This is a genomic window from Opitutus sp. ER46 (assembly GCF_003054705.1).
GTDB lineage: Bacteria > Verrucomicrobiota > Verrucomicrobiia > Opitutales > Opitutaceae > ER46.
Genome location: NZ_QAYX01000024.1, coordinates 699,582 through 725,000 on the forward strand (window position 1 = coordinate 699,582; position 25,419 = coordinate 725,000).

Consider the following 25,419-nt stretch of genomic DNA (forward strand, 5'->3'; position numbering starts at 1 on the left):
CAAGATTGCCACCCCTCGACTGGCCCTTCGGGGTGCGACAAAGAAGCCGGCCGGCCGCCAACTATAAGTGACAAGACTCGGGCGCGATGTCTTCCCGCCGATGAGTTGCCACAACCGGCCGCCGAAAGCGTATCGGCGCGCCGCCCCAGCCGCAGAAGGCGGCGAAAGCCGTCAATACTGCCGGATGTGGGTCAGCGCGATGGTCTGGTTCTCGAACTGGACGTCCCGGTGCTTCGTCTGGGCGTACTCGTAGGAGAGCATGAGCGCGGTGTCCGGCGCGATGGCACGGATGAAGGCCAGCCGCGCGCCGATCGTGCGGGCGTCGGCCGCGTAGGCGGTCATCGGATCCTTGAACGTATCGACGAGCTTCTGGTGGTGGGCGACGGCGGCGAGATCGGGCCGGTTATACTGGGCGTGGGTGACGACGTCACCCTGGCGCCAGCGGCCGGTGAGCGTGACGCGCATGTCCTCGCTGAAGTCGTGACCGATCTCGATGGCGGTCTCGTGGCTGCGACTGTCGAAGACGACGTCGCCAGCCTTGTACGCGTCGAGACGTTCGCGGAGGGCGGCGCGCCAGCCGCGCGCGAAGCGCTGGTCGACGCGGAATGTGACGGTGCCGCCGAAGCCGTTGCGGTCGCTTTCGCCCGTGATGGCACCATCACCCGCCAGCTCCGCCGTGAAGACCGGGGCGAGCGCACTGGTGCCGAAGGTGTGCTGCCAGTCGGCGCGCCCCCCGAGCGTGCCGCGGGCGAGCGCGTTGAACCGCGGAAAGTACTCGCCCCCCAGGTGGGTGCTGAGGTGAAACGCGTCCGCCGTCGACAGCTCGCGGCGCGACGTCGCGAGGTAGTCGAAGGCGAGCTGGAGCGTGCTGATACGGTCCCACACCGCGCCGCCGTTGGTGACATTGCCCTGCCACGCGACGACGCCGGTGATGTTCGGCGCCCAGTCGGTCGAGGGCGTGGCGGCGAAGAGGCTGGCGGGTAGGAGCAGGAGTGGCAGGAGGCGTTTCACAGCAAGGGACGAAGGGTTTTCCAGACGGTCTCGGCAACGAGTCGGTGGCCGGCGGCGGTCGGATGAATGCCATCGGCCTGATTCAGATCGGGGTGGCCGGCAACTCCTTCCAGCAGAAAGGGCAGCAGCACGGCGTCGGCATCGCGGGCGACGGCCGGGAAAATCGCGCGATAGCGGTCAATGTAGGCCTGGCCCATGCCCGGGGGCATTTCCATGCCGGCGACGATGACGCGAGCGGTGGGATTGCGGGCGCGGACGCGCTGCAGGATCTGCGTGAGGTTGGCCTGGGTAACGGCGGGGTCGACGCCCCGGAGACCGTCGTTGGCGCCGAGGGCGAGAACGAACACCTGGCAGGGCTGGCGCAGGATCCAGTCGACCCGGCGCAGGCCGCCGGCGCTGGTTTCGCCGCTGAGCCCGGCATTGACGGCGCGCCACCGGACGCCGCTTTCGTCGAGCTTCTGCTGAACGAGGGCGGGATACGCTTCTACGCCAGGGTTATCCAAGCCGTAGCCAGCGGTAAGGCTGTCACCGAAGAAGATGATCGTCGACACGGCGGTTGGGTCGGCGGGAGAAGGGGGCGCGGCGCGCATCGAGAACGGACAGACAGAGGCGATGAGCAACAGGAGTGTCAGCGCAACGTGGCGGCCAACCGGTCGTGGAGCATTCGGGCCATTCAGCATCAAGGGCTTCCTTTCGGAGACTTTGTGGGTTTTGTGAGCGATGGGCATGAGTGTTCAACCGATGCTGAAAGTCGAGCGGCTCACCAAGACGTACGCTGCCGCGCATGGCCCGCTGACCGTGCTGAAGGAGGTGAGCTTCGCGCTGGCGGCGGGCGAGAGCCTGGCAATTGTCGGCCCGAGTGGCAGCGGGAAGACAACCCTCCTTGGGCTTTGTGCCGGACTTGACCAACCCAGCACCGGCGAGGTGGTTCTGGCGGGCGAGTCGCTGGGCCGCCTGGGCGAGGACGATCGCGCGCGGGTGCGCAACCGCCATGTCGGCTTCGTTTTTCAGAACTTCCAACTGGTGCCGACGCTGACGGCGCTGGAGAACGTGCTCGTTCCGTTGGAGCTGCGGGGTGAGGGTGGAGCGGCCGCGGAGAAGGACGCGGGCGAGTTGCTGAACCGCGTCGGCCTGGGCGAACGCTTTGATCACTACCCGGTGCAGTTGTCGGGTGGAGAGCAGCAGCGCGTGGCGCTGGCGCGGGCGTTCATCAACCGGCCGAAGATCCTGTTTTGCGACGAGCCGACGGGAAACTTGGATGGCGATACGGCTGCGGCGATGGCGAATCTCATTTTTGGCCTGAATCGCGAGCGCGGCACGACGCTGGTGCTGGTGACGCATGATCTGGCGCTGGCGGGCCGGTGTCAGCGGATGCTCAAGTTGCGCTCGGGGGCGGCCATCGATGGCGAGCCTGAGACACTGGCCGGAGCGGCGCGGGGCCGCTGAGGACGACGGACTGAGATCATGCGCTTTGTCCTTCGGATGGCCTGGCGGGATTCCCGGGCATCGCGGCGACGCCTGGTGTTGGCGTCGCTCTCGGTGGTCCTCGGGATTGCAGCGTTGGTGGCGATCGGCTCGTTCAGCGCGAATCTGGCGCGGGCGATCGACACGCAGGCGCGGGGACTCCTGGGCGCGGATCTCGTGGTCACGCTGCGGGCCGAGCCCTCGGCCGCGCTGCGGGCGGCCCTGACGGAGTTGGGCGGAGAGCAGGCGCAGGAGATCGGGTTCTCCTCGATGATGGTGTTCCCGACGGCGGACAATCTCACGCGCCTGGTGGAGGTGAGGGCGATGAGCGGGGCATTTCCGTTCTACGGTGATTTTGCGACGGTGCCGGCGGATGGGCCGCAGCGGTTGCGTGCCAACGCAGCCGACGCCACGGCTCCGAACCTGATCATTCTCGAGGAGACGCTGCTGCGGCAGTTCGGCGCCCGGCCCGGGGACGAGGTGAAGCTGGGCGAGGCGCGCTTCGTGATTGCCGCGGGGCTGCAAAAGCTGCCCGGGGAAGGCTCCGCGGTGTCGGCCACGTTCGCCCCGCGGGCGCTGATCACGCGACGCGGGCTGGAGGCGAGCGGGCTTACCGGCAAGCCCACGCTCCTGCGTTACCGGACGCAGATCAAACTGCCCCCGGGGCGTGATCCCGACGCCATCGGACGCGAACTGCGCACGCGCTTCGCCGGCGAGCGGCTGTCGTACGACACCGTGCAGCGGCGCAAACGCGACCTCGGCCGCGCGCTCGAGAACATCCAGGGCTTCCTGAGCCTCGTCGGCTTCGTGGCGCTGTTCCTCGGCGCGATTGGCGTGGCGAGTGCGATCGCGGTCTATGTGCGGCAGAAGATCACAACCATCGCCGTGCTGCGTTGCCTCGGGGCGAGTGCGCGGCAGGCGTTCGCGGTGTATCTCGTGCAGGGCCTCGCGCTCGGCGTGGCGGGCGCAGTGATGGGGGCCACGCTGGGCGTGGCGGTGCAGCGGCTGCTGCCTCCGCTGGTCGCGGGGTTGCTGCCGTTTGAGGTGGAGTTTTTCGTCGCGTGGCCGGCGGTTGCTCGTGGCGCCGTGGCCGGGCTGGTCATCTGCCTGCTGTTCACCCTCCTGCCGCTGCTGGCGGTGCGGCGCGTGTCGCCGCTCGTTGCCTTGCGATCCGCGTTTGCCGAGCGCGTTGGCGGCGGACCGGATCCATGGCGGATCACACTCGGTGTCGGAATCGTCGTAGCCGTGAGCGGCTTCGCGGTTTGGCAGACGGGGAGCGCGCGGATGGGACTTGGTTTCGCGGGGATGCTGGCGGTCGGCCTGGGCGTGCTGGCAGGGGCGGCGAAACTCGTGGCGGCACTCGCGCGCTGGTTGATTTCGGGCCGCGGTCGCCGGTGGCTGCCCGGGCGGGCGCCCTACGTGGTGCGTCAGGGCGTGGCCAATCTCTACCGGCCGCAGAATCGCACGGTCCTGCTGCTTTTCGCGCTGGGGCTGGGGACGTTCCTGATGCTGACGCTCTTCCTGTCGCGTTCGACGCTCCTGCGGGAGATCGAGCTGACGGGCGGCGAGGGTCGGCCGAACCTGCTCTTCTTCGACATCCAGGACGACCAGCTCGAGCCGTTGACGAAACTCGTCGCGGACGAGGGGGCGCCGGTGCAGGTCGGGGCGCCCGTGGTGACCATGCGAATTGCGGCGGTGAACGGCGTGAAGACTGAGGACCTGCTGGCGCGACGGGGGCGGCTGGCGGACGGGACGCCGGGTGGCGACGCCGGCGAGCAGGCGCCTGCAGCGAGGGCGTCGGAGCGCAGCGCGGAGAAGGCCAAGCGAGGCGAAGGCGCGCCGATCGCGGGATGGACGCTGCGGCGCGAGTACCGATCGACGTTTCGCGGCACGCTCGGACGTTCCGAAAAGGTGGTGCAGGGCGAGTTCGTGGCGCGGGTGGAACCGGGGGCGGAGGTGGTGCCCATTTCGATCGAGGAAGGACTGTTGAAGGAGATGAACCTGCGCCTGGGGGATCGGATTGACTGGGACCTGCAGGGCGTGCCGCTGGCGTCGCGTATCGCCAGCGTGCGGACGGTGGAGTGGCGGCGGCTCGAGCCGAACTTCTTCGTGGTGTTCCCCGAAGGCGTGCTCGAGGGCGCGCCGAAGTTTCACGTTGTGGCGCTCCGCGCGGCCTCGACCGAGGCCTCGGGTCGATTGCAGCGGGCGGTGGTGGCGGCGTTCCCGAATGTGACGGCGATCGACCTGGCGCTGGTGATGCAGACGGTGGACGGAGTCGTCTCGAAGGTGGCCTTCGTGGTGCAGTTCATGGCGCTGTTCACGGTGGCGACGGGCGTGATCGTGCTCGCGGGCGCGGTGCTGACCGGACGTTTTCAGCGACAGCGCGAGACCGTATTGCTGCGGACCGTGGGCGCGACGCGCCGGCAACTCACGCAGATGATGCTGGTGGAGTACGCCGTGCTGGGCGGGTTGGCGGCGGTGACGGGAGGTGGGCTGGCGATCGTGGCCAACGCGTTGCTGGCGGCGTTTGTTTTTCGCACCACCCCGGCGGTGGCACCGCTGGAAATTCTGGGGGCAGTCGTGGCGGTCATCGGCGTGACGCTCGCCACGGGGTTGTGGGCGAACCGGGGCGTAACGCGCCACCCACCGCTGGAAGTACTGCGCCAGGAAACCTAGACGGGGCGCGGCGCAGGAGCGCGGTGGCCGGATGATGCCGGGCGGGTCGTCGGGGCGAGGGAATGGCGCACGCTTGCTTCTTTGCCGTTGTTCCTTCCCTTCATGCGGCCATGCCACGCGTCGTTAGCTTCCACTACACCCTCCGCGATCCGTCCGGTCGGGTGCTCGACACCTCCGCTGGGAACGATCCCATCACGTACATTGAAGGGGCGGGTCAGATCATTCCCGGACTCGATCAGCAGCTGCGGGATGCGCAGCTGGATGAGAAGCGGAAAGTGATCGTGCCGGCGGCGCAGGCGTATGGCGAACGCGACCCCGAGCAGGTGCAGCGCGTGAAACGCGAGCTGTTGCCGATCGATGGCGAACTCAAGGTTGGTGATCAGTTCCAAGCGGGTGCGGACCGGCACGCTCCGATCGTGACCGTGACCGCGATCGAAGGTGAGGATGTGGTGCTGGATGCGAACCATCCTCTGGCCGGAGTTGAGCTGACTTTTGACGTGCAGGTGACCGCGGTGCGCGAAGCCACCGAAGCCGAGCAGCAGCGCGGCCATGTTCATGGCGGCGAAGGCTGTTGCGGCGGTGGTGGCGGTGAGTGCGGTTGCGGCGGGCACTGATTTGCCGCGGTCCTGACCCAAGCCGGCGGCGCTGGGGCTTTTTGCCGGGCGCCGCCTAGGCGGCACCGGACGAAAGGAGGAGCCAAGCGGACGCTACCCGACGGCTCTTGGGCTGGAGGTGGTTGTCTGTAAGCAGGCCCGCCTGCAGCTTGCCGTTTGCGGCAAACGCCCCGGGTGTGAATCCTTTCGTCATGAACGTACTCGGCATCGACATCGGTGGCTCGGCGCTCAAAGGCGCGCCGGTGAACACGCTCACGGGCGAATTGCTTGCGGAGCGGCACCGTATCGCGACACCGGACACGCTGTCGCCGAAGGAGATGGCGGCGAGCGTGGGCGAGCTGGCGCGGCATTTCCGGTGGCGCGGGCCGATCGGCGTGGGTTTTCCCGGCGTGGTGCACGGAACCCGGATTCTGACGGCGGCGAACCTGCACAAAGGGTTCGTGGGGTGCGATGCGGGGAAGCTGTTCGCCGGGGCGACGCGTTGTCGTGTGGCGGTGACCAACGACGCGGCCGCGGCGGCGATGGCGGAGATGCGTTTCGGTGCCGGCGAGGGGTTTGATGGCAAGGTGTTGATCCTGACGCTCGGGACCGGCGTGGGCTCGGCGGTCGCATTCGGCGGGGTCGTGGTGCCGTTCGAGCTGGGGCATCTGCCGTGGAAAGGGAAGGATGCCGAGAAACATGTGGCGGCGTCGGTGCGCGAGCAGAAGGATCTTACCTGGAAAGAGTGGGGCGGGCGGTTGCACCACTACGTTGCGATCCTCGAACGGGTGATCTGGCCGGAGCTGATCATCGTGGGCGGCGGCGTGAGCTCGAAGCACCACAAGTTCTTCAAGTACATCAAGCCGCGGGCGCGGCTGGTGCCGGCGGAGTTCTTCAACGAGGCGGGGATTGTTGGGGCGGCGCTGGCGGCGACGGCGGTGCACGCGCGAAAACGCTGAGGCCTGGGAGCGGAGCACCGTCCGGTCGGGGCGCGGCGCGACATTGCGATTTTCCGTGTCTTCGCCGTTTTTGGCCGCCACAAACCAGCCCCGATGAAAAGCGCCTACGAACTCGCCATGGAGCGGCTCGCCAAGTCCGAGCCGACGTCCGCCCCGCTGACCGCCGAACAGAAGGCCCGCCTTGCGGAGATCGATCGCGTGTACAAGGGCAAGCTCGCCGAGCGGGAGATCTTCCTGCGCCAGCACCTGGATCAGGCGCTGGCCGACCAGAAGATGGAGGAGGTCGACAAGATCAAGCAGCAGATCGCAAATGAGCGCGCCCGGATTGAGGAGGAGCGGGAGGCGGAGAAGGATCGCGTGCGCAAGGGCGCCTGACGGCGTTTGCCGCGGGCGGAGCTACAGTTGGTAGCGGACTCCGGCCGCGAGCGTGAGGGCGACGACGACGAACGGCGCCCACCGCAGCCCGTGATTCCAGCGGCCGGCATAGCCGGCGATCAGGGTTGCGGTGAGGAGGGTCAATGCGGCGCCGCCGATCCAGGGCGCCCGAAACTCCGCGGTGATGTAGGCGCCGGGCACCCGCACGCCGTGGCGGACGAGTTGCTCGATCACGAGCAGCACGAGCGCGGAAGCATGGTTGCACAAGGCTGCCCAGCTCGCGCAGCCGATGAGACCGAAGAGCAGCGCGGCAAAGCCGCCGAGCGTTACCAGCATGGCGGCCGGAATCAGGACCAGGTTGGCGACAAATGCGCCCGGGGTGACGAGTTTGAAGAACTGCACGCTGGTGAGCATCCCGACGAGCGATGTGGCGACCCCAACCGCCACCGCCAGGACGAACTTGCGCCAAGCGCCATCGAGCGCGGTTTGCCACGGCCGCCAGGTGGCCTTTGGCAGGTCCCGCCAGAGCGCGGCTCGCTCTTCCCAATGCTCAGCCAGCGGCAAACCCAGCAGGAGCAGCACGAGCACGATCGCGTAGCTCATCAGGAAGCTGGCGCCGAAGAATTGCAGGGGTGCCACCAGCAGGACAACCGCGGCGGAGGCGACCAGCGCCGCGATCGGGTTGGGTGGGCGCCGCAGCACGAACGCGGCGTGGAAGAAGACCGCCATCGCGAACGCGCGCACCGCGGAGGGCGCCGCTCCCGTGATGTCGACGAACAACCAGAGCAGCGGCGAGCCGATGAGAAAGCGCGACCAGGAACCGAGGCGGACCAGCAGGAGGAGTGATTGGATCGCGAGCGCGATGACCCCGATGTTCAAGCCGCTGATGGCGAACAGGTGCATCGTGCCGCTCTGCATGAACACCTCGCGTTGCTCGTCGGTCAGCTCACGCGTTTCGCCGAGCATCATCGCCCGGAGCAGCCCGGTGAGCCGCGGCTGCCGTTCCTCGATGCCGAGTCCGAGAATGACCCGGAAGCGTCGCACCGCTCGATCGCAGAACGCATAGTACGGTGACGGCGGAATCGCTTCGGCGCGAATCCACCCACGCGTGAGGCGCTGGCGGATCCCCGCTGCCGCGAGAAAGCCTTCGAAGGTGTCCGCCGCCGGTCGGGCCGGCAGCGGAGCCAGCACGCCTTCGACCGTCATCACCGCGCTGCGGCGGGGGCGTGGCACGCCCGGGGCGACAAGGCCGGCAAAGTACACCCGCTGTCCCAGGAGCTCCCGAAAGATGTCTGGTGCCTGCACGACGCGGCCGAGCCCGGCGGATTTTCGCGCATCGCGGGTCGCGAAGGTGCGTTCGACGCGGAGTTGGAGGACCGTCTCGCGGGCCGGTCGCGGCTCGGTTTCCGGTGGAGGCGTCGTGCCTTGGTATCGGGCAACGCCGGCGGCGCCGAAGGCGGTCACAATCCCCGTTACCCAGAGCACGCGCGGCCAGTCGCGCAGCGCGGCCAGCAGCGCGACGATGGCTCCGGCGGCGGCGAGCCCCAGCGGCCAGCCGGAGCCCGCCGGCTCAGCCAATCGCGCCAGCAGCAGCCCCATCCCATACGGCAGCACCAGCCACAACAGTGGCGCCCGGTGTCCAAGGCTGCGCGAAACCATGCGAGAACGCTAAGTAATGTGAAAATAACGGCGACAAAGAAAATGATGACAAGTAGCAGGCTCGAAGTGTCACGTAATACGTGACACTGGGAGTGCGTGGCGCATGCCGAAAAGTGTCACGTATTACGTGACAGTTGGCTCGAGAAACAACCCCGATCATCAGTGTGAAAGTGGCCGACGGGAGCCCGGCGAGAGTGTCACGTAATACGTGACAGTGGACAGGAGGTGCGGAGCGGGGAGGTGTCACGTAATACGTGACACTTTGAAAATGAAGTAGACATCACGAAGACAAATAAACAGAGACAGTTATGGCTGCTCCTTTTGATATGCCAAAGTCGGCGATGCTGCCGCTGGAGATGATGGCGTTGATTTGCCGGGCGGGGGTGGAGCTGGGCGGCGAGGTGCGGCGGGCGGGGGCGGTGCGCACCGAGGGGGCGCCGGGTGCGGGGCGGCGGGGGCGGACCCTGCGGCCCGGGGAGGGGACGCCGTTGTGGAATGCGCTGCGTCGCCGGCTGGGCGCCGAGCTGCGTTTTGGCGATCAGGCGCGGTTGGCGCGGATGCTGGGTTTGCCACGGCAGAGGGTGAACGAGTTTCTGACGGGCGGCCGGCAGATGCCGGATGCGGAGCGGGCGTTGCAGTTGCTGGCGGCGGTGAGCGCGCTGGCGGCGGAGCGGACGGCGGACGGCGTGGAGGCCGACGGGACGAAACGGCCGCGGACGCGAACGAAACCCGCGCCCCGGCAGGTTCGCGTTTGAACCGGGGCCGGGGCGCGTCTATCGGTGCGGGCCAATGGCAGCACCTGATGACGAACCTGAGCTTTTTGGCGACGAACCACTGGCGGAGCCGGTTGGGGCGGGCAAACCGGCGGCAAACCAGCCGCTCGCCGCGAGGATGCGTCCGCGGAAGTTGAGCGAGGTCGTTGGCCAGGAGCACATTCTCAGACCCGGCAGCCTCCTGCCGCGGCTGGTGGCGCAGAACCGGTTTGGCTCACTGATTTTCTACGGACCGCCGGGCTGCGGAAAGACGAGCTTTGCGGAGGCGATCGCGGCCGAGACCCACAGCCGGTTCGTGCGGGTGAATGCGGTGATGTCCAACGTGGCCGAGTTGCGGGAGATCCTCGGCCGGGCGCGGCGCCATCCGGAAGCGGGCACGATCCTGTTCATTGACGAGCTGCACCGGTTCAACAAGTCGCAGCAGGACCTGCTGCTGCCGGACGTCGAGGAGGGCAATGTGCGCCTGATCGGGGCCACGACGCACAACCCGGGCTTCTACGTGAATCCGCCGCTGCTCTCACGCAGCCATCTGTTCCGGCTCGAGCCCTTGTCCACGCAGGCGGTGGTGGGCGTGCTCAAGCAGGCGCTGACCGACGCGGAGCGCGGGCTGGGCACCCGGGGCGTGACGGCGGACGACAAGCTGCTGGCGGACCTGGCGGTGTTGTGCGGCGGCGATCTGCGCCGGGCGTTGAACTCACTGGAGGTCCTGGTGCTGGGATTGCCCGAGCAGGGGACGATGTCCCCGGCGGATCTCGAGGTTTTCGCGCGCGAACGCCGGATCCGTTACGATGCGGACGAGGATGAGCACTACGATACGATCTCGGCGTTCATCAAAAGCTGCCGGGGAAGCGACCCGGATGCGGCGATGTACTGGCTGGCGAAGATGTTGGAAGGCGGCGAAGACCCGCGGTTTATCGCGCGCCGGCTGGTGATCCTGGCCAGCGAGGACGTGGGGCTGGCGGATCCCCAGGCGTTGCCGCTTACGGTGGCGGCGCATCATGCGGTGGATTTCATCGGCCTGCCGGAGGCGGAGCTGACGCTGGCGCATGCGACGCTCTACATCGCCACGGCGCCGAAGAGTAATTCAGCGACGCTGGCGCTGGGCGAGGCGCACCGAGCGCTCAAGGAACAGCCGGTGCAGACGATCCCGGCGGCGTTGCGCAGCAAGAGCGGACAGGCCAACAAGCGCATGGGGCAGGGGAAGGGGTACAAGTACGCGCACGACTTCCCGGAGAATATTTCGGGCGACGATTACCTGGAGAAGCCGCTGCGGATCTACGCCCCAAAAACGGCGGGCTGGGAGCAGAAGATCGCGGATCGGCTCGCGCGGTGGGCGGCCTTGAAGGCGGAGATTCGCGCGCGGGAACGTTGACCGGACGGGCGCAGAGGCGGCGGAGATTTTGCGGAATTCTTGACGAGGTCGCCGCTTGCCCGGGAGGGCGGCACGGCTAGCGTCGGCGCCATGAAACGAAGCGCCTGGATCGGCGGCCTTGCGGGAATCGCCCTCCTTCTCGTCGACGCGAGCGGGGCGGAAAACACCCCGAAAAAGAGCGGCGTGCGGATCAACCTGGACGAGCTTGAAGCGAAAGCGGCGGCCGCGCCGAAACCAGCCGCACCGGCGGTCAGCCCGATCCCGGCGGACACACCCAAGGCCAGCGCACCCGCGGCCGCGAGCACGGCGACGAAACCCGTGTCCGCGACGCCGGCCGCCAAGGCGGCGCCGGCGCAACCCCCGCAGCCGGAGCCGGGTGTGGAGATCCCTCGGGGTGAGAAGGGCTTCCTGCGGATCGCGATTCAGGACGGGAAATTCCGGCTTTCGTTCTACGACAAGTTTCGAGAGCCGATCATGGCGGACGTGCTGAGTGCGGCGCTGCGGTGGCCGGTGAAGTATCAGCCGAACGATGAGCGGGCACTCCTCACGCCGACGGAAGCGGGGATGGCGCTTGGCTCGGAGAAGATCGTCCGGCCGCCCTATGCGTTCAAACTCTTCATCACGCTGAACAAGGATCCGGACGCGAATCAGACGCCGGAGAGCTACGTGATCGACTTCCGCTGAGCCCGCGGCGGCCCGGGCAGCGCGCCAGACCGCGCCGACGTTGACGGAGACGCGGGCCCAAGCGCCGCGCGCACCTGGTCAATTCCGGTGGAGCTTGCGGTACTTGATGCGGTGGGGCTGGTCGGCTTCCTTGCCCTTGCGGCGCCGGTAGTCCTCGAGGTAGCTTGAGTAGTTGCCGTTGAACCACTGCACGGTGCTGTCGCCCTCGAAGGCGAGGATGTGCGTGGCGACGCGGTCGAGGAACCAGCGGTCGTGCGAGACGACGACGGCGCAGCCGGCAAAGTTCTCGAGCCCCTCCTCGAGCGCACGAATGGAGTTCACGTCGAGATCGTTGGTGGGTTCGTCGAGGAGGATGAGATTGGCGCCGCTCTTGAGCAGGCGGGCGAGGTGAACGCGGTTGCGTTCCCCGCCGGAGAGGACGCCGACCTTCTTCTGCTGGTCGGCGCCGGTGAAGCCGAACTGGGCGCAGTAGGCGCGGCTGTTCACCTCGCGACCGGCAAGCTTCATGATTTCTTCGCCGCCACTGATCGCCTGCCAGATGGTCTCCTGGGCGGGCAACGAATCGCGCGACTGGTCGACATGGGCGATCTTCACGGTGTCGCCGACGCGGAGCGTTCCGGCGTCGGGCAGTTCGGCTCCGGTGATGAGGCGGAACAGCGTGGTTTTGCCGGCGCCATTGGGACCGATGACGCCCACGATGCCACCCGGCGGGAGGGAGAAGGTAACGTCCTCGAAGAGCAGGTTGTCGCCGTAGCTTTTGGCGAGTTGGTCCGCCTCGACCACGACGGTGCCGAGCCGGGGGCCGGGCGGGATGAGGATCTCGAAGTCGCGCTCCTTCTCAGCGACGTTCTCCTTGAGCATCGCCTCGTAGGCGTTGATGCGGGCCTGCGACTTGGCCTGCCGGGCCTTGGCGGATTTTTGGATCCACTCGAGTTCGCGAGCCATGGCCTTCTGGCGGCGGTCCTCGGTGCGCTGCTCGATGGCGAGCCGGCGCTGCTTCTGTTCGAGCCAGGAGGAGTAGTTGCCCTTCCAGGGAATGCCGTGGCCGCGATCGAGCTCGAGGATCCACTGGGCGACGTTGTCGAGGAAGTAGCGGTCGTGGGTGACGGCGATGACCGTGCCTTCGTAGCGGGAGAGGTGCTGTTCGAGCCACTGGACGCTCTCGGCGTCGAGGTGGTTGGTCGGCTCGTCGAGGAGAAGGATGGAGGGCTTCTGCAGGAGCAGCCGGGCGAGTGCGACGCGACGGCGCTCACCGCCGGAAAGCTTGTCGACGGGCTGGTCGCCGGGCGGGCAGCGGAGGGCGTCCATGGCCATGTCGACGTGCGACGCGACATCCCAGGCGCCGAGGGCGTCGATCTTCTCCTGGAGTTCGCCCTGCTTGGTGGTGATGGCGTCGCGCTCGGCATCGCTGGTGGCTTGGCCGATTTCGTCCCACGTGGCGTCATAGGCGGCGACGAGGTCCGCGAGATGCTGGACACCCTCTTCGACGCAGGCACGGACGGTCTTGCCCGGTGTGAGGTGAGGCTCCTGCTCGAGAAAGCCAACGGTGTAGCCGGGCTCGAAGTGGACGCGGCCATCGATCTCGGTGTCGCGGCCAGCGAGGATGCGCATGAGCGAGGATTTGCCGGAGCCGTTCAGGCCGAGGACGCCGATCTTGGCGCCGTAGAAGAAGGAGAGGGAGATGTCGCGGAGGATCTCCTTGCGTTCGATCTTCTTCGAGACGCCGAGCATCGAGAAAATGATGGTGGGAGCTTCGTCGGGTTTGGCCACGCGCGTGACTGAATCGGCGGGCACGGCGGCGGCAAGCTTGGGCTCCGGCAGGGGCGAGGCACGGTGTGGGTGCGTCGACGGGCGGCGCGCCGCGCCGGTTTAGGCGCATGATTATTCCACCGGCATACCACCGTTGCGCGCTTGCGGCGGTTTCGCGCGGCGTTGTTCGATGCAGGCTCCCCTCATGAATTCCTATTCTATCCCCAGATTCACGATGGTGCTCGCGGGTGTGTTGATGGGCTGCCTCGCGATGGCGGCGCCCGATCAGCCCCCGGTCAGCGCCGAGAAGGCCGATGAACGCGCGGGTGCGTTGCTCGCGAAGATGACGACGGAGCAGAAGCTCGAGCTGATCAGCGGCCACAATCAGTTTTTCATCAAAGGATTCCCGGAGCTGGGGATTCCGCAGCTGTACATGTCGGACGCGACGCAGGGCGTGCACATCCGGCCGCAGCTCAGCAACCAGCTCGAGAAATCGGTCGCGTTTCCGGCGCCGATTGCACTGGCGGCATCGTGGAACCCGGACCTCGCGTATGCCTACGCGAAGGCGGTGGGGGAGGAATGCCGGGCCGGTGACGTCGCGGTGCTGCTTGGGCCCGGAATGAACATCTATCGCGTGTCCCAGTGCGGGCGGAACTTCGAGTATTTCGGTGAGGATCCCTATCTCATCGCGCGCATGGTGGAGCGGTACGTGCGTGGGATGCAGGATACCGGCACGATGGCGACGCTGAAGCATTTCGTCGCGAACAACACCGATCACCGGCGGCGGACTTCAAACTCGATCGTCGATGAACGCACGCTGCACGAGATCTATCTTCCGGGCTTCAAGGCGGGCATCGATGCGGGGGCGCTGGCAGTCATGACCTCGTACAACCAGGTGAATGGCGAGTGGGCGGGCCAGAGTCGCGCCGTGATCACCGACCTCCTGCGCGGGCAACTCGGATTCAAAGGGCTGGTGATGTCCGATTGGACGTCGGTCTGGGATGCCGAGAAGATCATCAAGTCGGGCCAGGACCTGGAGATGCCAGGCAAGGCGAATATCGTGAAAGACGCCGCCCGGCTGCTGGCGGAGGGCAAGGTGGCGATGGCGGACGTCGATCGGATGGCGCGGTCGATCCTGCGGACGTGCATCGCGCTGGGGCTGCACGACCGACCGGTGAAGGACGAGAGGTTTCTGGCGAAGTTTGCCGATCACGAGAGTGTCGCGCTGCAGAGTGCGCGCGAAGGCGTGGTGCTGCTGAAGAACAACGGTGTGCTCCCGCTCGCCCCGAAAGGCACGGGCAAGATCCTTGCGACGGGCACGTTCATGGAGAAGCTCCCGCGCGGGGGCGGTTCGGCGGACGTGCTCGGCTACAACGCCGTGCTGCTGAAGCAGGCCATCGCCGAGACGTATGGCGAGCGGGTCACCTTCGTGGCGGAGCCGACGGACGAGCAATTGAAGGCGGCGGACGTGGTGCTGCTCAGCACGGGTACGCTCGATAAGGAAGGCGCGGATCGGCCGTTTGCCCTGGCGAAGGCCGACGAGGCGCGGGTGCAACGCGCAGTGAGCCTCAATCCGCGCACGGTGGTGATCGTGAACAGCGGCGGCGGCATTCAGATGACCGACTGGAACGAGCAGGCGGCGGCGGTGGTGTACGGCTGGTATCCCGGCCAGGTGGGCAACCGCGCGCTGGTCGAGGTGATCGCAGGCCTGACGAATCCATCGGGGCGGCTGCCCATCACGATCGAGCGCCGGTTCAAGGATTCGCCCGGCTACGGGTATGTGCCGGCCGGTGAGGACGTCGGCAAAGGTCTGAAGCGCGGTGAGGAGATGGCGAAACCGGTCTACCCCATCGAGTACAAGGAAGGCGTCTTCGTGGGTTATCGCTGGTACGAGGCGAAGAAGATCGCGCCGTTGTATGCGTTTGGCGCGGGACTCTCTTACACGACCTACGCGTACGGTCAGCCGGTGATCGCGAAGGCCAACGCCAAGCGGGGCGAGGCCGTGACCGTGACCTGCACGGTGCACAACACGGGCAAGGTCGCGGGCGCCGAAGTCGTGCAACTCTATGTGCGGCCCGCGAAGGCGCCGGTGCCGCGGCCTGAGAAGGAGTTGAAGGGCTTTGCGAAGATCCCGCTGGCCCCGGGCGAAGTGAAGACGGTGACATTCACCCTGAACCCGCGGGACTTCGCGTATTGGGATGTGGCGCGCCATGACTGGTCGGTGGCTCCCGGTCGCTACCAGGTGCTCGTGGGCGGCGCGTCCGACCGCATTGCGGGCGAGGCGAGTGTCACGCTGGAGTGACGCGCTGCCCCCTGAAAACTCCCAGCCGCGGCATCCAGAGCCGCGCGGTTCGCGCAGTCGCCGCACGTTTGCGGTCTTGACACGCGTGAAGCAGCGCGGCTTCCTCCGCGGCGCCATCACTCCCATGTCGTCGCTCGTCACAACGCGTTCCCTCCTCGACCTCGCTCTGGTCGTCGTCGTTGTGGCCGTTACCAAGGCGCCGCGAGGGAGCTGAGCATTTACGCTTTTCGCCCCTCCGGTGCCGGACACCGGAGGGGCTTTTTGTTTTCCCCGGTGCACTGGCGGCGGAGGTGGCAACGAAACCACCACACGCACATGAAAACCTACACCGGGGCCACGTTGCTCCGAACCCTGCTCGAACGACAGGGCATTCACACCATCGCCGGCATCCCGGGCGGAGCGATCCTGCCCTTCTACGACGCCTTGCACGGCAGCCGCATCCGACACGTCCTCGCCCGCCACGAACAAGGGGCGGGCTTCATCGCGCAGGGCATGGCGCGCGTGACCGGACACGCGGCGGTCTGTGTGGCGACCTCCGGGCCGGGGGCCACAAATCTGCTCACGGCGATCGCGGATGCGCGGCTCGATTCGGTGCCGCTGGTGGCAATCACCGGCCAGGTGCCGCAGCCGCTGATTGGAACGGATGCCTTCCAGGAGGTGGACACCTACGGGCTCACGCTGCCGATCACGAAACACAATTTCCTCGTGCGTTCGGCGGCGGAGCTGCTCGAAGTGGTGCCGCTCGCCTTTCAACTGGCGGAGTCGGGACGACCGGGGCCGGTGCTGATCGATGTGCCGAAGGACGTGCTGAACGCGCGGATCGACGTGGCCGGATTACCGGAACGCGGGCATCGCACCTCGGTGGCCTGGTGTCCGGACGAGCCCATCGAGCAACTCGCCACGCTCCTGGTCGGCTGTGAGCGGCCGGTGCTCTATCTCGGCGGCGGCGTGATCGGGGCCGGTGCCGCGGAACTGGCGCGGACGCTCGCGCAGCGGTTGAACGCGCCGGTGGTGGCGACGCTGATGGCGTTGGGCGCGATGGAGCACGACGACCCGTTGTTCATGGGCATGCTGGGCATGCACGGCGGCAAAGGCACCAATCTCCTCCTGCAGGAGGCGGATCTCGTGCTGGCGGTGGGAGCGCGTTTTGACGACCGCGCAACCGGGAAAGTGGCGGAGTTCTGCCCGCGGGCCATGATCGCGCACATCGACATCGACCGTGCGGAAATCGGGAAGATCAAGACGACGGCGCTTGGATTGCAGGGCGACGCGGCCGATATCCTGCGCCGGCTCGTGGCCCAGTTGCCCGATGCTCCAGCGCGGCCGGCGTGGCGGCGACGGGCGATGGATCTCAAGGTGAAGCACCCGCTGCATTGCCCCGCGCCGGCGCACCATCCGCTGCACCCGCTCAACGTGATCCGTGAACTCGGCCGTCAGCTGCCGGAGGACGCGATCGTCACGACCGACGTGGGGCAGCATCAGATGTGGGTGGCCCAGGCGTATCCCTTCCGTCAGCCACGCACGCTGCTGACGTCAGGCGGGTTGGGCACGATGGGCTTCGGGCTCCCGGCGGCGATCGGCGCGGCGCTCGCGGCGCCGGATCGGCGCGTCGTGTGCGTGAGCGGGGATGGGTCGATCCTGATGAACGTGCAGGAACTGGCGACGCTGGCGGAGTTGCAGTTGCCGGTGGCGATCGTGCTCTTCAACAACTCGAACCTCGGGCTAGTGCGGCAGCAGCAGGAGCTCTTTTACGGCGGCCGGTACGAAGCATCGCGGTTCGCCCACGCCCCCGATTTCGCCGCCGTGGCGCGGGCGTTCGGGCTGCGGGGCGTGCGGCTCGACCGCGAGGGCGATCCCTTGGCGCAATTGGCAGCGGCGCTGGCTGAACGCGGGCCGTGTCTGATCGATGTGCCGATCGACGATCAGGCCAACGTCTACCCGATGGTGCCCCCGGGCGCCGCGAACCTGCAGACGATCACCGCACCGGAACTCGAACTGGCCACGGCCCATGAATAACACCACTCCTTCCTCCCCGACGATGGCACCGGCGCTCGAGCCGAGCCATGGCCACGCGGCCAAGGCCGTCCTTGAACTTCGGGTACGCAATCACCCTGGAACGATGTCGCACATCACCGGGCTCTTTGCCCGCCGGGCCTTCAACCTCGAGGCGATCGCGTGCGCCCCGGTGGGCGATGGTGCCACCAGCGCGATGTTGTTGCTTGTGGCGAACGAGCCCCGCCTCGAGCAGGTTGTGCGGCAACTGGAGCGACTCTACGACGTGCTTTCGGTGCGGCCGCGGAGCGACCTGACGCCGGAGTTCTTCACTCGCTGGATCCACGACGGCGGCGAGCGCTGATCCTGATGGCGTGACCTGCGTTTCAGGCGCCGGACCGGTCGGGCGCGGCCAACGCCCCGGTCCGGCGTGGCGTGGTCGTCAGCCGAAGAGCGGCCGCGGCGCCTGTTGTTCCGCATTGAGCCGGCGCAAAAACTCAGCGCGGGTAATCTCGTGGGCTCCCAGCAGGGCGAAGTGGGGCGTGAGCTGCTGGATGTCGATCCAGGTGGCGCCCCGGTCCCGGAGGTGGTCCACCAGATGCAGGACGCAGAGCTTGGAGACATCGCTCAGCCGATGAAACATGCTCTCGCCGGTAAAGACGTCGGCCGCCGTGACGCCGTAGAGGCCACCGACGAGAGCGGCACCGTCCCAGGCCTCCACGCTGTGAGCAAGGCCACGGCGATGGAGTTCCACGTACGCGCCAATCATTGCCGGGGTGATCCAGGTTCCTGCCTGACCGGGGCGGGGGGCGGCGGCGCAGGCGTGGATGACGGTTTCGAAGGCGCGATCGGTCGTGAAGGTGAGGTGCGAGAGGGCACGACGAGCGCGCCGCAGGTTGTGGGGCACGTGCAGACGGTCGAATTCGAGGATGGCGCGGTGTGGCGGGCAAACCCAAGGGATGGGATTGAGCGGAGAGCCGTCGGGCCAGGGGAAGATGCCGTGCCGGTAGGCGGACACGAGGCGGTCGGCGGACAGTTGGTAATCAAGGGCGACCAAACCGAGCCCATCGTCAGGCTCGGGTGGGCCCCAGGAAAATTCCGGGACGGCGTTCACGTGCGGCGGCAACAGGGTGAGTGAAGGAGGGGGGCGCGCCAGTTTGTTTTTGCGGCGGGACGGTTCGGTTTCAGTCTGGGCGCGTGATGTTCTCGAAACGTATCTGGGCAGGGGTGTGGCGGTGCCGGATGGACGATCGCGGGCGCGGTGCCACGAGAGAAATCGGAATGGCGGCGGGTGGATGGCGGCTCGCACTCGGGCTGGTTGCGACCGCGGCAGGAATTGCGCCGGGCCGAGGAGAAGTCACGTGGCTCCAGCCGGAGGCACCGGCGGTAACTCCCGGCGCGGTGTTGGCGCTGCAGGTGGTTTCCGGAGAGAGTTTTGGGGAGCCCTTTGCTCCCGTGCTACCGACGAGAATACGCGTGATTGGAGGATGGCTGGCGGATGGGCCGGTGGCGGTGGGTGCGCCAGTACTGCAGACCACGGGGAACGCCACGGTGACGCATCCGGCGGCCAGGCCGGTCGCGCCGAACCCGGCTCCGGCTGCCAATGGCGAGCAGCGTTTGGTCGCAACGTTGGCCCGCCCGGCGGTGGCGGCGTTCACGGCGGAACTGGAGCCCGAGGTGCGGACGGTGCCCCGGCCAGGTGTGCACGGCTATTTGAGGAAGGTTTTCGCGTCCGAGGACGTGCTGGAGGCGTGGGGCGAAGTGCCGGCGCCTGAGCCATGGCGGGAAGTGCGGAGAATCCGACTCAAAACGTATGTCCGGGTGGGCGAACCGAGTGCGACGGATCGGAGTTGGGCCAAGGCGGAAAGGCGTGGCTTGGACGTGGTGCCTGATGGCGATCCGACCGCTGTGCAGGAAGGCGCAGAGTTGGCGGTGTGGGTCTGGCGTGATGGTCGGCCGGCGTCTGGGGTGTTGGTCCAATTCTTGGCGTGGGGAGGGGATCGGGAGCACGTCGTGGCGTCCGACGACAACGGGCGGGCGGTGAGTCCAGTGGACGCAGCGGGGCTGTGGCAGGTCCAGGCGGTGGACATTCGGAAAGCGGCCGTGCTGGAAGCTGCGTGGGAGGTACAGGTTGTCCGGTTGACATTCAACGCCCGCGCTAGGCCGCGGGGTTGATGGAAAAATGCTGGGCGGCCGGGATGGGAGGGCTCCCGACTCTCGCCGTGGAAGCATCCGGTTACCTGAACACGGGGCCGATTGGGGCAAATGGGTGGCAGCCATCGCGAGGGGATGGGGAGGGGAACCCAAAACAGGGCGGTGGGGCGCCCCCGGGGTGGCAATTGCGTTCGTTGGCCGGATGCCGCGAGGACGCAGCAGAGGGTAGGTTGAGGCTCCAGTGGAAACTCAATCGCAATAAAACCACCACAGCCCAACCCACGTATGAAATCTATTTATATCGGTCCGATTCTCGCCGCGGTTTCTCTCGGTGCGACGGCGGCGCTCGCGCAGATGAACTCTACCGGTGGCGTGCCAGCCGGAACGACCGGTTCGATGCCGGAGAGCATGGTCTCTCCGGCCGGGACTTCGGTCGCTGGCAATGTAACCACCACCTCAGACGGAGGATCGCTCAACGGTTCGATGAGCGCTCAAGCTGGTTCAAGTGCCGGGTTCGCTCCGGTCAATTTTGGCAACATGATCCTGAGTAGCACCCCGAGCGAGGCGACCGGCTCGTCAGGAACAAGCAGTCTCTTCACGGCCTCCGGGGCTGGATACGTTTTGGGCACCGGCGGGGCGTTGGTGAATCCGACGACGTTCGACTATAAGGTCACAGGACCGAACACTGCCCTGATTTCGGCACGGTCCACCAGCAACGCGGATGACGAGATCAAGACGACGCTGACGTTTACGGGGCCGCATGAGGGGATCTATTCGACTGAGTCGAGCTCCGGGACTGCAACCGGGGCGTTTGATCTGGCTGCGATCCCGACATCGGCACCCATCGCGAATGTCTCATCGCGGGCGACGGTGGTGGAAGGCGGCTCAACGATCGTCGGATTTGTCATTGATGGCACGATGCCGCGGCGGGTGCTGGTGCGAGCCGTTGGCGCTGGACTGGAGCAATTTGGGGTGGCCAATCCGTTGGGTAATCCGCGGCTGCAACTGTACCGCGGCAACGAAGTGCTGGCCACGAACGACGACTGGGGCGTGGAGGCGACTCAGGCATCGCTGGCGTTCGCGACGGATATCTCCGGGGTCCAAGCGTCGGGAGGAATGACCCGTGGCAGCAGTTCTACGGCGGCGGGCGATTCCACGACGGGAACCGGGACCTCGGCTGTCATGGGGAGCGCTGGGGGAATGGGATCGACGACGGGAACTGGGAGCGGATTGGCGGGCGGGGGCGCAACCTCAGGCACTGGAAGCGCGAGTGGGACGGGGTCGACCGGAGGCGCGGGATCGACGATCGGCACCGACGATGGGCCGATGGTGGGAGGCTCTTGGGATCGCAGCCTGCTGAAGGCGGAGCTGGCGACGGCGGATGATTTTAAGCGGGTCGGGGCCTTTGGCCTGACCGACGGCAGCGCTGACTCCGCCTTGGTGGTCACGCTTCCTCCCGGGCCCTACACTGTGGTGGTTTCGGCCAGCAGGAGTTCGCGCGTGACAACGAAGGCAGCGGCGGATGCGGGCTCGATCGCTGGCGGCGTGAATGGTGGCACGAATTCGACCGGAGGGATGGGTGTGGGCGCGTCGGCCGGGATGAACGGAGGTACGGGAACGAGCGGTGGAACGGGTGGTGTGACCGACACGGGTGCCGGCACCTCGGTACGGACATCGGGCGAGGTCCTGCTCGAGGTCTATTTCATCGAGTAGCTCCCCACGCGTCCGCCCAAGTGCCTCCATGGGGCGCCGCGGGCGCAGACGCCGAAATCGAGCCCGCTCTAGAGGCGCGACGCGAAAGAGAGGGGACTCATTGAGTCCCCGTTCTCCGATTAGGAGAAGAGATCGACCGCCGTGCGGCTGAGGAAGTCTTCCATGTAGGCCGTGGTCGCCTTGCCCTCGATGAACACGGGGTCCGCCATGATGGCGCGATGAAGCGGGATGGTGGTCTTGACGCCACGGATAAGATATTCGCTAAGAGCGCGATAGGCACGCTCCAGGGCCACTTTGCGGGTGGATCCGTAGCAGATCAGCTTTCCAATCATCGAATCGTAATACGGCGGAATAGTGTACCCGCTATACACGTGGGAGTCGACGCGGACGCCATGGCCACCCGGAGCGTAGTACAAACCGATCATTCCGGGAGATGGCGCGAAGTTGCGGGCCGGGTCCTCGGCATTGATGCGGCACTCGATGGCGTGCTTCTCAAACTTGATGTCGCCCTGGTCGAAATCGAGCTTCTCGCCATTGGCGATTCGGATCTGTTGCTTGATCAAGTCGATGCCGGTCACCTCTTCGGTGACGGGGTGTTCGACCTGAACACGGGTGTTCATCTCGATAAAGTAGTAATTTCCTTTGGCATCGACGAGAAATTCAATCGTCCCGGCATTCTCGTATTCCGCTGATTCAGCGGCTTTTACTGCAGCCTTGCCCATGCGTTTTCGCAGGTCGGCGGTGAGGAAGGGAGATGGAGACTCTTCGATGAGTTTCTGGTGGCGGCGTTGCACCGAGCAGTCGCGTTCGCCCAGATGCAGAACCTTGCCATGGGAGTCGGCAAGGATCTGAAACTCGATGTGGCGGGGTTTCTCGATGTACTTCTCGATATAGACCGCGCCGTTGCCGAACGCCTTTTCGGCTTCGCCGCGGGCCACGTGGTATTCCTTGGCGAAGGAGACGTCGTTGTGGGCGATGCGCATGCCGCGACCGCCGCCGCCCGCCACGGCTTTGATAATGACAGGATACCCAATTTTCCGGGCGATCTTAATCGCCTCGCCCTCGTTGTCGACGGGGCCGTCGGAGCCAGGGACGATGGGCACCCCGGCTTTGCGCACGGTGTCCTTCGCCACGGACTTGTCGCCCATCATCTTGATGGCGCGCGCGCTGGGCCCGATAAACTTGATGTTACAGGATTCGCATTGCTCCGCGAACTTGGCGTTTTCCGAAAGGAAACCGTAGCCCGGATGGATCGCGTCGACGTCGGCGATTTCGGCGGCGCTGATGATGCGATCGGCGCGGAGATAGCTGTCGGAGCTGCGGTTGCCGCCTATGCAGATCGCCTCGTCGGCGAGTTGCACATGGAGGGACTGAACGTCTGCTTCGGAGTAGACCGCGAGGGTCTTGATTCCGAGTTCCCGGCAGGCACGAACGATGCGGAGGGCGATTTCACCGCGGTTCGCGATGAGGACTTTCTGAATCATGTATCTGAAAAGCTGGGAGCTGGGAGCTGGGAGCTGACGACCGAGAGCCCAGAACCGCCGCAGGCGGGTGCCTGGACTCCCGAGCTCTGGAGGCTTGCTCCCGACTTTGGAGATCAGGCCTGCTTTACCTTGAACAGCCGTTGGCCGTATTCCACGGGCTGGCCGTTCTCGACGAGCACTTCAACGATGGTGCCCTTGGTTTCGGCCTGAATCTCATTCATGATCTTCATGGCCTCGATGATGCAGACGACGGTGTTTTCGACCACCTTGGCCCCGACATCTGCGAACGGCTTACTTTCGGGTGAGGCGGCACGGTAGAACGTGCCAACCATCGGCGATTTGACGTAGGTGACGCCGACCTCTTCTTTCGGAGCCGCAGGAGTCGCAGCGGCGGGAGCCGCAACCGGCATCGGGGGCGTGGTGTCGCCGATCACAAAGGGCGGCGTGGAGCCGCGGTTGGCGGAGACCACAGGAAGTCCGTTGGTGCCGCGCCGGATCTTGAGCTTGAATCCCTCTTCCTCGACCGCGAACTCGGTCAGCTCCGAGCGCTTCATGAGTTCGATGATGAGCTTAATCTGTTTCAGGTCCAAAGGCGTGCCTTGGTTGAGTTAGGAGTCGGAGAAGTTAGTGCCGATTTGAGGCTGTGCGTTCAAAAGTATTCCGATACGCCAAGCAACCTCTGAATCGGTCTCCGGCTAATGCGGCAAATTAGCGAGAACTCGAAAGGCCGCCAAAATGCCCAAAAATTGGGCGAAAATTGGCCAAAATTGGCCAAAAAGCGGGTCCTCGGGGCATTCTCGCTGGTTTCGGGAAAGTGAGAAATTTGGCGGGTCGGCCTACGACCGAATGCTGGTTTTCGGCCCAAAACGGTCAACTGACGGTCACTTCGAGCCCTGATTCGGCGATTTCAAAGTCGATGAAGCGCGCGCGGCGATTTGGCGGTTCTTGCTCCAATTTCGTCCGAATTCGGGCCCCGGCGTCAGGATTTGATGCACAAAGGAGCATATATCCGCCTCCGCCAGCTCCCAACAGTTTGGCGGCGGCCAGGTCGCTTCCGCAACGATCCAAGATGGTGTTTATCTCGGGCGTCGTGGTGCCTGGGTCGAGACGCTTGTTCAGGTCCCATGACCGGGCGATGCAGCGATGAAGGGCATGGGGGTCGCTTTGCTGGACCGCATTGAACAGCGCGTGAGCATTGGCCCGGATCAGGCCGAGGGTCTGAAGCGTGTCGAACCGCGCCAGGAACATGTCATGGACGATTTCCTTAAGAATGCCTTTGGCGAGTCGGGTGATGCCAGTGTAGTACAGCAGCATGGTCCGATTTGCGTGAGTGGGCCCAAATAGATGTTGGGGCAGGTACCGGACGCTGGGCGTTTGGGCCGAGCCGGCGCTGGTTTCGACCAGCTTGATTCCCCGGAAGAGGGCGCCGGCCTGATCCTGCCAGCCGCCACCGGTTGTCAAAAGCTGCTCCACGCCAAGCACGCGATTATATAGACTTACTTCATCCCAACCGAGGCCGCAGGCACGGTTAAGCGCACCGAGGATGGTTGCGGCGAGGATGGACGAAGTGCCCAAGCCTGAACCTTTGGGCACGGCGCTGAGGAGAGAAATTTCGAGGCCCCCGCCGAAGCGCTTGAGGCGGGAAGCCAAGGTGGGGGCGGGGCGCCCAGCGCTGAAGTCCGGGTGAAAGCCGGCCATCGCGAGGGCGGCCTTGGGTAGGCTGAATCCCGACCGGGGATCCCGAAATGTATTCAGCCCATTGTAGGTCTTGATCACTTCAGCAGCACCGAGGTCGATCGACCGAAGGCTGATGACAGGCTCGGTGAGGGGGCGGACGAAGACTTGGATGGGGGGCTGGCCGTTGAGGAGTACGGCAAGGTTGAGGACCGAACCTCCATGCTCGAGGCAATACGGAGGAGTGTCGGTCCATCCACCGGCGAGATCGAGCCGGACCGGGCTGCGGCCCCACACGATCTGATCCTCTTTGAGGGCGAGTCGGGGCTGGGAGCGGCCGAGTTCGTCGGACGCGATGACGCCCCGTTGGAGGCAGGCGTGTGCTTCACTGCTAAGGCGTGCGGCAGATTTGGAGGGGCTAATGTCGGCCAGCAGCATGAGGAGTCGCGACCGGTGCTCGGGGCGGTTCACGCGGCACAGAAGCTTCCGGCCATTCCGCAGAAGCCATGATTTGAGGGAGGGCTGCCGCTTTGCATGACGGGCGATTGCCGCGAAGTCCTGAAGGAAGACGCGTCCGTCGCCGGTTTCCAGGCAGGCGGATAATTGGGAGACCAGCACCTGGGTGTGACCGGCGTCACGTTCGGCGAAATACCGGTCGAAATTGACCGACGCGGGAATTGCTGAGGCTGACAATCGCGTGGCATCGTGAACCTCAGCGGAGATGACCGGGTCTGGTTCGGCGGCAAAGAACCAGTTGATGAGCGCTTGGTTGATCCTTTCACGCG

Annotated in this window: 21 protein-coding genes (1 of these 21 cut by a window edge); 12 read left to right on the plus strand and 9 right to left on the minus strand. The window is 66.1% G+C overall.

Going from position 1 to position 25,419, the window contains the following annotated elements:
• Positions 1-171: 171 nt before the first annotated feature.
• Both DB354_RS18215 and DB354_RS18220 read right to left on the minus strand, forming a co-directional pair.
• A complete protein-coding gene (locus DB354_RS18215) occupies positions 172-1,011 on the minus strand; it encodes a hypothetical protein (RefSeq protein WP_107837049.1) in 840 nt (279 codons plus the stop codon).
• The gene (locus DB354_RS18220) at positions 1,008-1,562 is read right to left on the minus strand and encodes an arylesterase (protein WP_233256688.1); all 555 of its coding nucleotides are present in this window, start codon (positions 1,560-1,562) and stop codon (positions 1,008-1,010) included. Before DB354_RS18220 ends, DB354_RS18215 begins: the two co-directional genes overlap by 4 nt.
• A 175-nt stretch (positions 1,563-1,737) precedes the next feature.
• Between DB354_RS18220 and DB354_RS18225 the strand changes: the two genes are divergently transcribed.
• The 3 genes from DB354_RS18225 to DB354_RS18235 all read left to right on the plus strand — a co-directional run bounded on the left by DB354_RS18225 (position 1,738) and on the right by DB354_RS18235 (position 5,765).
• On the plus strand, positions 1,738-2,457 hold the full coding sequence (locus DB354_RS18225) for an ABC transporter ATP-binding protein (RefSeq protein WP_107837050.1): 720 nt from the start codon (positions 1,738-1,740) through the stop codon (positions 2,455-2,457).
• An 18-nt stretch (positions 2,458-2,475) separates the two neighbouring features.
• Complete coding sequence (locus DB354_RS18230) at positions 2,476-5,151, plus strand: FtsX-like permease family protein (RefSeq protein ID WP_107837051.1); 2,676 nt, start codon at positions 2,476-2,478, stop codon at positions 5,149-5,151.
• A 110-nt stretch (positions 5,152-5,261) separates the two neighbouring features.
• Positions 5,262-5,765 carry a peptidylprolyl isomerase gene (locus tag DB354_RS18235; protein ID WP_107837052.1) on the plus strand — a complete coding sequence of 168 codons (504 nt, stop codon included), beginning with the start codon at positions 5,262-5,264 and terminating at the stop codon, positions 5,763-5,765.
• A gap of 55 nt (positions 5,766-5,820) precedes the next feature.
• On the opposite strand, the gene DB354_RS22410 is transcribed toward DB354_RS18235, so the two are convergent.
• Positions 5,821-5,958: a hypothetical protein gene (locus tag DB354_RS22410; RefSeq protein WP_158277601.1), complete on the minus strand. Its 138-nt coding sequence runs from the start codon at positions 5,956-5,958 to the stop codon at positions 5,821-5,823.
• Here DB354_RS22410 and DB354_RS18240 point away from each other — a divergent pair.
• A complete protein-coding gene (locus DB354_RS18240) occupies positions 5,957-6,703 on the plus strand; it encodes an ROK family protein (RefSeq protein ID WP_107837053.1) in 747 nt (248 codons plus the stop codon). The two genes, DB354_RS22410 and DB354_RS18240, sit on opposite strands and share 2 nt — an antisense overlap.
• 93 nt (positions 6,704-6,796) lie before the next feature.
• Positions 6,797-7,078 carry a hypothetical protein gene (locus DB354_RS18245; RefSeq protein WP_107837054.1) on the plus strand — a complete coding sequence of 94 codons (282 nt, stop codon included), beginning with the start codon at positions 6,797-6,799 and terminating at the stop codon, positions 7,076-7,078.
• 21 nt (positions 7,079-7,099) lie between these two features.
• Here the strand turns inward: DB354_RS18245 and DB354_RS18250 are convergent, their stop codons facing one another.
• Positions 7,100-8,737, minus strand: a complete 1,638-nt coding sequence (locus tag DB354_RS18250) for a ComEC/Rec2 family competence protein (RefSeq protein WP_107837055.1) — start codon at positions 8,735-8,737, stop codon at positions 7,100-7,102.
• A gap of 326 nt (positions 8,738-9,063) precedes the next feature.
• Between DB354_RS18250 and DB354_RS18255 the strand changes: the two genes are divergently transcribed.
• From DB354_RS18255 to DB354_RS18265, 3 genes are all read left to right on the plus strand, one after another.
• Positions 9,064-9,492 (plus strand): hypothetical protein, encoded by a 429-nt coding sequence (locus tag DB354_RS18255; protein ID WP_107837056.1) that lies wholly within the window; start codon positions 9,064-9,066, stop codon positions 9,490-9,492.
• Between the two features lie 34 nt (positions 9,493-9,526).
• Positions 9,527-10,882, plus strand: coding sequence for a replication-associated recombination protein A (locus DB354_RS18260; RefSeq protein ID WP_107837057.1), 1,356 nt, complete (start codon positions 9,527-9,529; stop codon positions 10,880-10,882).
• Positions 10,883-10,972: 90 nt separating this feature from the next.
• Positions 10,973-11,566, plus strand: a complete 594-nt coding sequence (locus tag DB354_RS18265) for a hypothetical protein (protein WP_107837058.1) — start codon at positions 10,973-10,975, stop codon at positions 11,564-11,566.
• Positions 11,567-11,644: 78 nt separating this feature from the next.
• On the opposite strand, the gene ettA is transcribed toward DB354_RS18265, so the two are convergent.
• A complete protein-coding gene (gene ettA / locus DB354_RS18270; RefSeq protein ID WP_233256689.1) occupies positions 11,645-13,360 on the minus strand; it encodes an energy-dependent translational throttle protein EttA in 1,716 nt (571 codons plus the stop codon).
• A gap of 160 nt (positions 13,361-13,520) precedes the next feature.
• Here ettA and DB354_RS18275 point away from each other — a divergent pair, with 160 nt between their 5' ends.
• The 3 genes from DB354_RS18275 to DB354_RS18285 all read left to right on the plus strand — a co-directional run bounded on the left by DB354_RS18275 (position 13,521) and on the right by DB354_RS18285 (position 17,973).
• Positions 13,521-15,617 (plus strand): glycoside hydrolase family 3 N-terminal domain-containing protein, encoded by a 2,097-nt coding sequence (locus DB354_RS18275; protein WP_233256690.1) that lies wholly within the window; start codon positions 13,521-13,523, stop codon positions 15,615-15,617.
• 315 nt (positions 15,618-15,932) lie between these two features.
• Complete coding sequence (ilvB, locus tag DB354_RS18280) at positions 15,933-17,633, plus strand: biosynthetic-type acetolactate synthase large subunit (protein ID WP_107837060.1); 1,701 nt, start codon at positions 15,933-15,935, stop codon at positions 17,631-17,633.
• 22 nt (positions 17,634-17,655) lie between these two features.
• Positions 17,656-17,973 (plus strand): ACT domain-containing protein, encoded by a 318-nt coding sequence (locus DB354_RS18285; RefSeq protein WP_107837061.1) that lies wholly within the window; start codon positions 17,656-17,658, stop codon positions 17,971-17,973.
• Positions 17,974-18,051: 78 nt separating this feature from the next.
• Here the strand turns inward: DB354_RS18285 and aat are convergent, their stop codons facing one another.
• Complete coding sequence (aat, locus tag DB354_RS18290; protein WP_158277602.1) at positions 18,052-18,723, minus strand: leucyl/phenylalanyl-tRNA--protein transferase; 672 nt, start codon at positions 18,721-18,723, stop codon at positions 18,052-18,054.
• Between the two features lie 1,325 nt (positions 18,724-20,048).
• On the opposite strand from aat, the gene DB354_RS18300 reads away from it, so the two are divergent.
• On the plus strand, positions 20,049-21,476 hold the full coding sequence (locus DB354_RS18300; RefSeq protein WP_146180320.1) for a hypothetical protein: 1,428 nt from the start codon (positions 20,049-20,051) through the stop codon (positions 21,474-21,476).
• Between the two features lie 119 nt (positions 21,477-21,595).
• Here the strand turns inward: DB354_RS18300 and accC are convergent, their stop codons facing one another.
• The 3 genes from accC to DB354_RS18315 form a co-directional block, all read right to left on the minus strand.
• On the minus strand, positions 21,596-22,960 hold the full coding sequence (gene accC, locus DB354_RS18305; RefSeq protein WP_107837065.1) for an acetyl-CoA carboxylase biotin carboxylase subunit: 1,365 nt from the start codon (positions 22,958-22,960) through the stop codon (positions 21,596-21,598).
• Positions 22,961-23,073: 113 nt separating this feature from the next.
• Complete coding sequence (gene accB / locus DB354_RS18310; protein WP_107837066.1) at positions 23,074-23,550, minus strand: acetyl-CoA carboxylase biotin carboxyl carrier protein; 477 nt, start codon at positions 23,548-23,550, stop codon at positions 23,074-23,076.
• A 280-nt stretch (positions 23,551-23,830) separates the two neighbouring features.
• A protein-coding gene (locus DB354_RS18315; RefSeq protein WP_158277603.1) for a bifunctional fucokinase/fucose-1-phosphate guanylyltransferase crosses the window boundary here: on the minus strand, positions 23,831-25,419 show its 3' portion. The gene runs 1,276 nt beyond the window's last position; only the last 1,589 of its 2,865 coding nucleotides appear in the window; the start codon falls outside the window, past its right edge — the gene reads right to left on this strand; its stop codon occupies positions 23,831-23,833.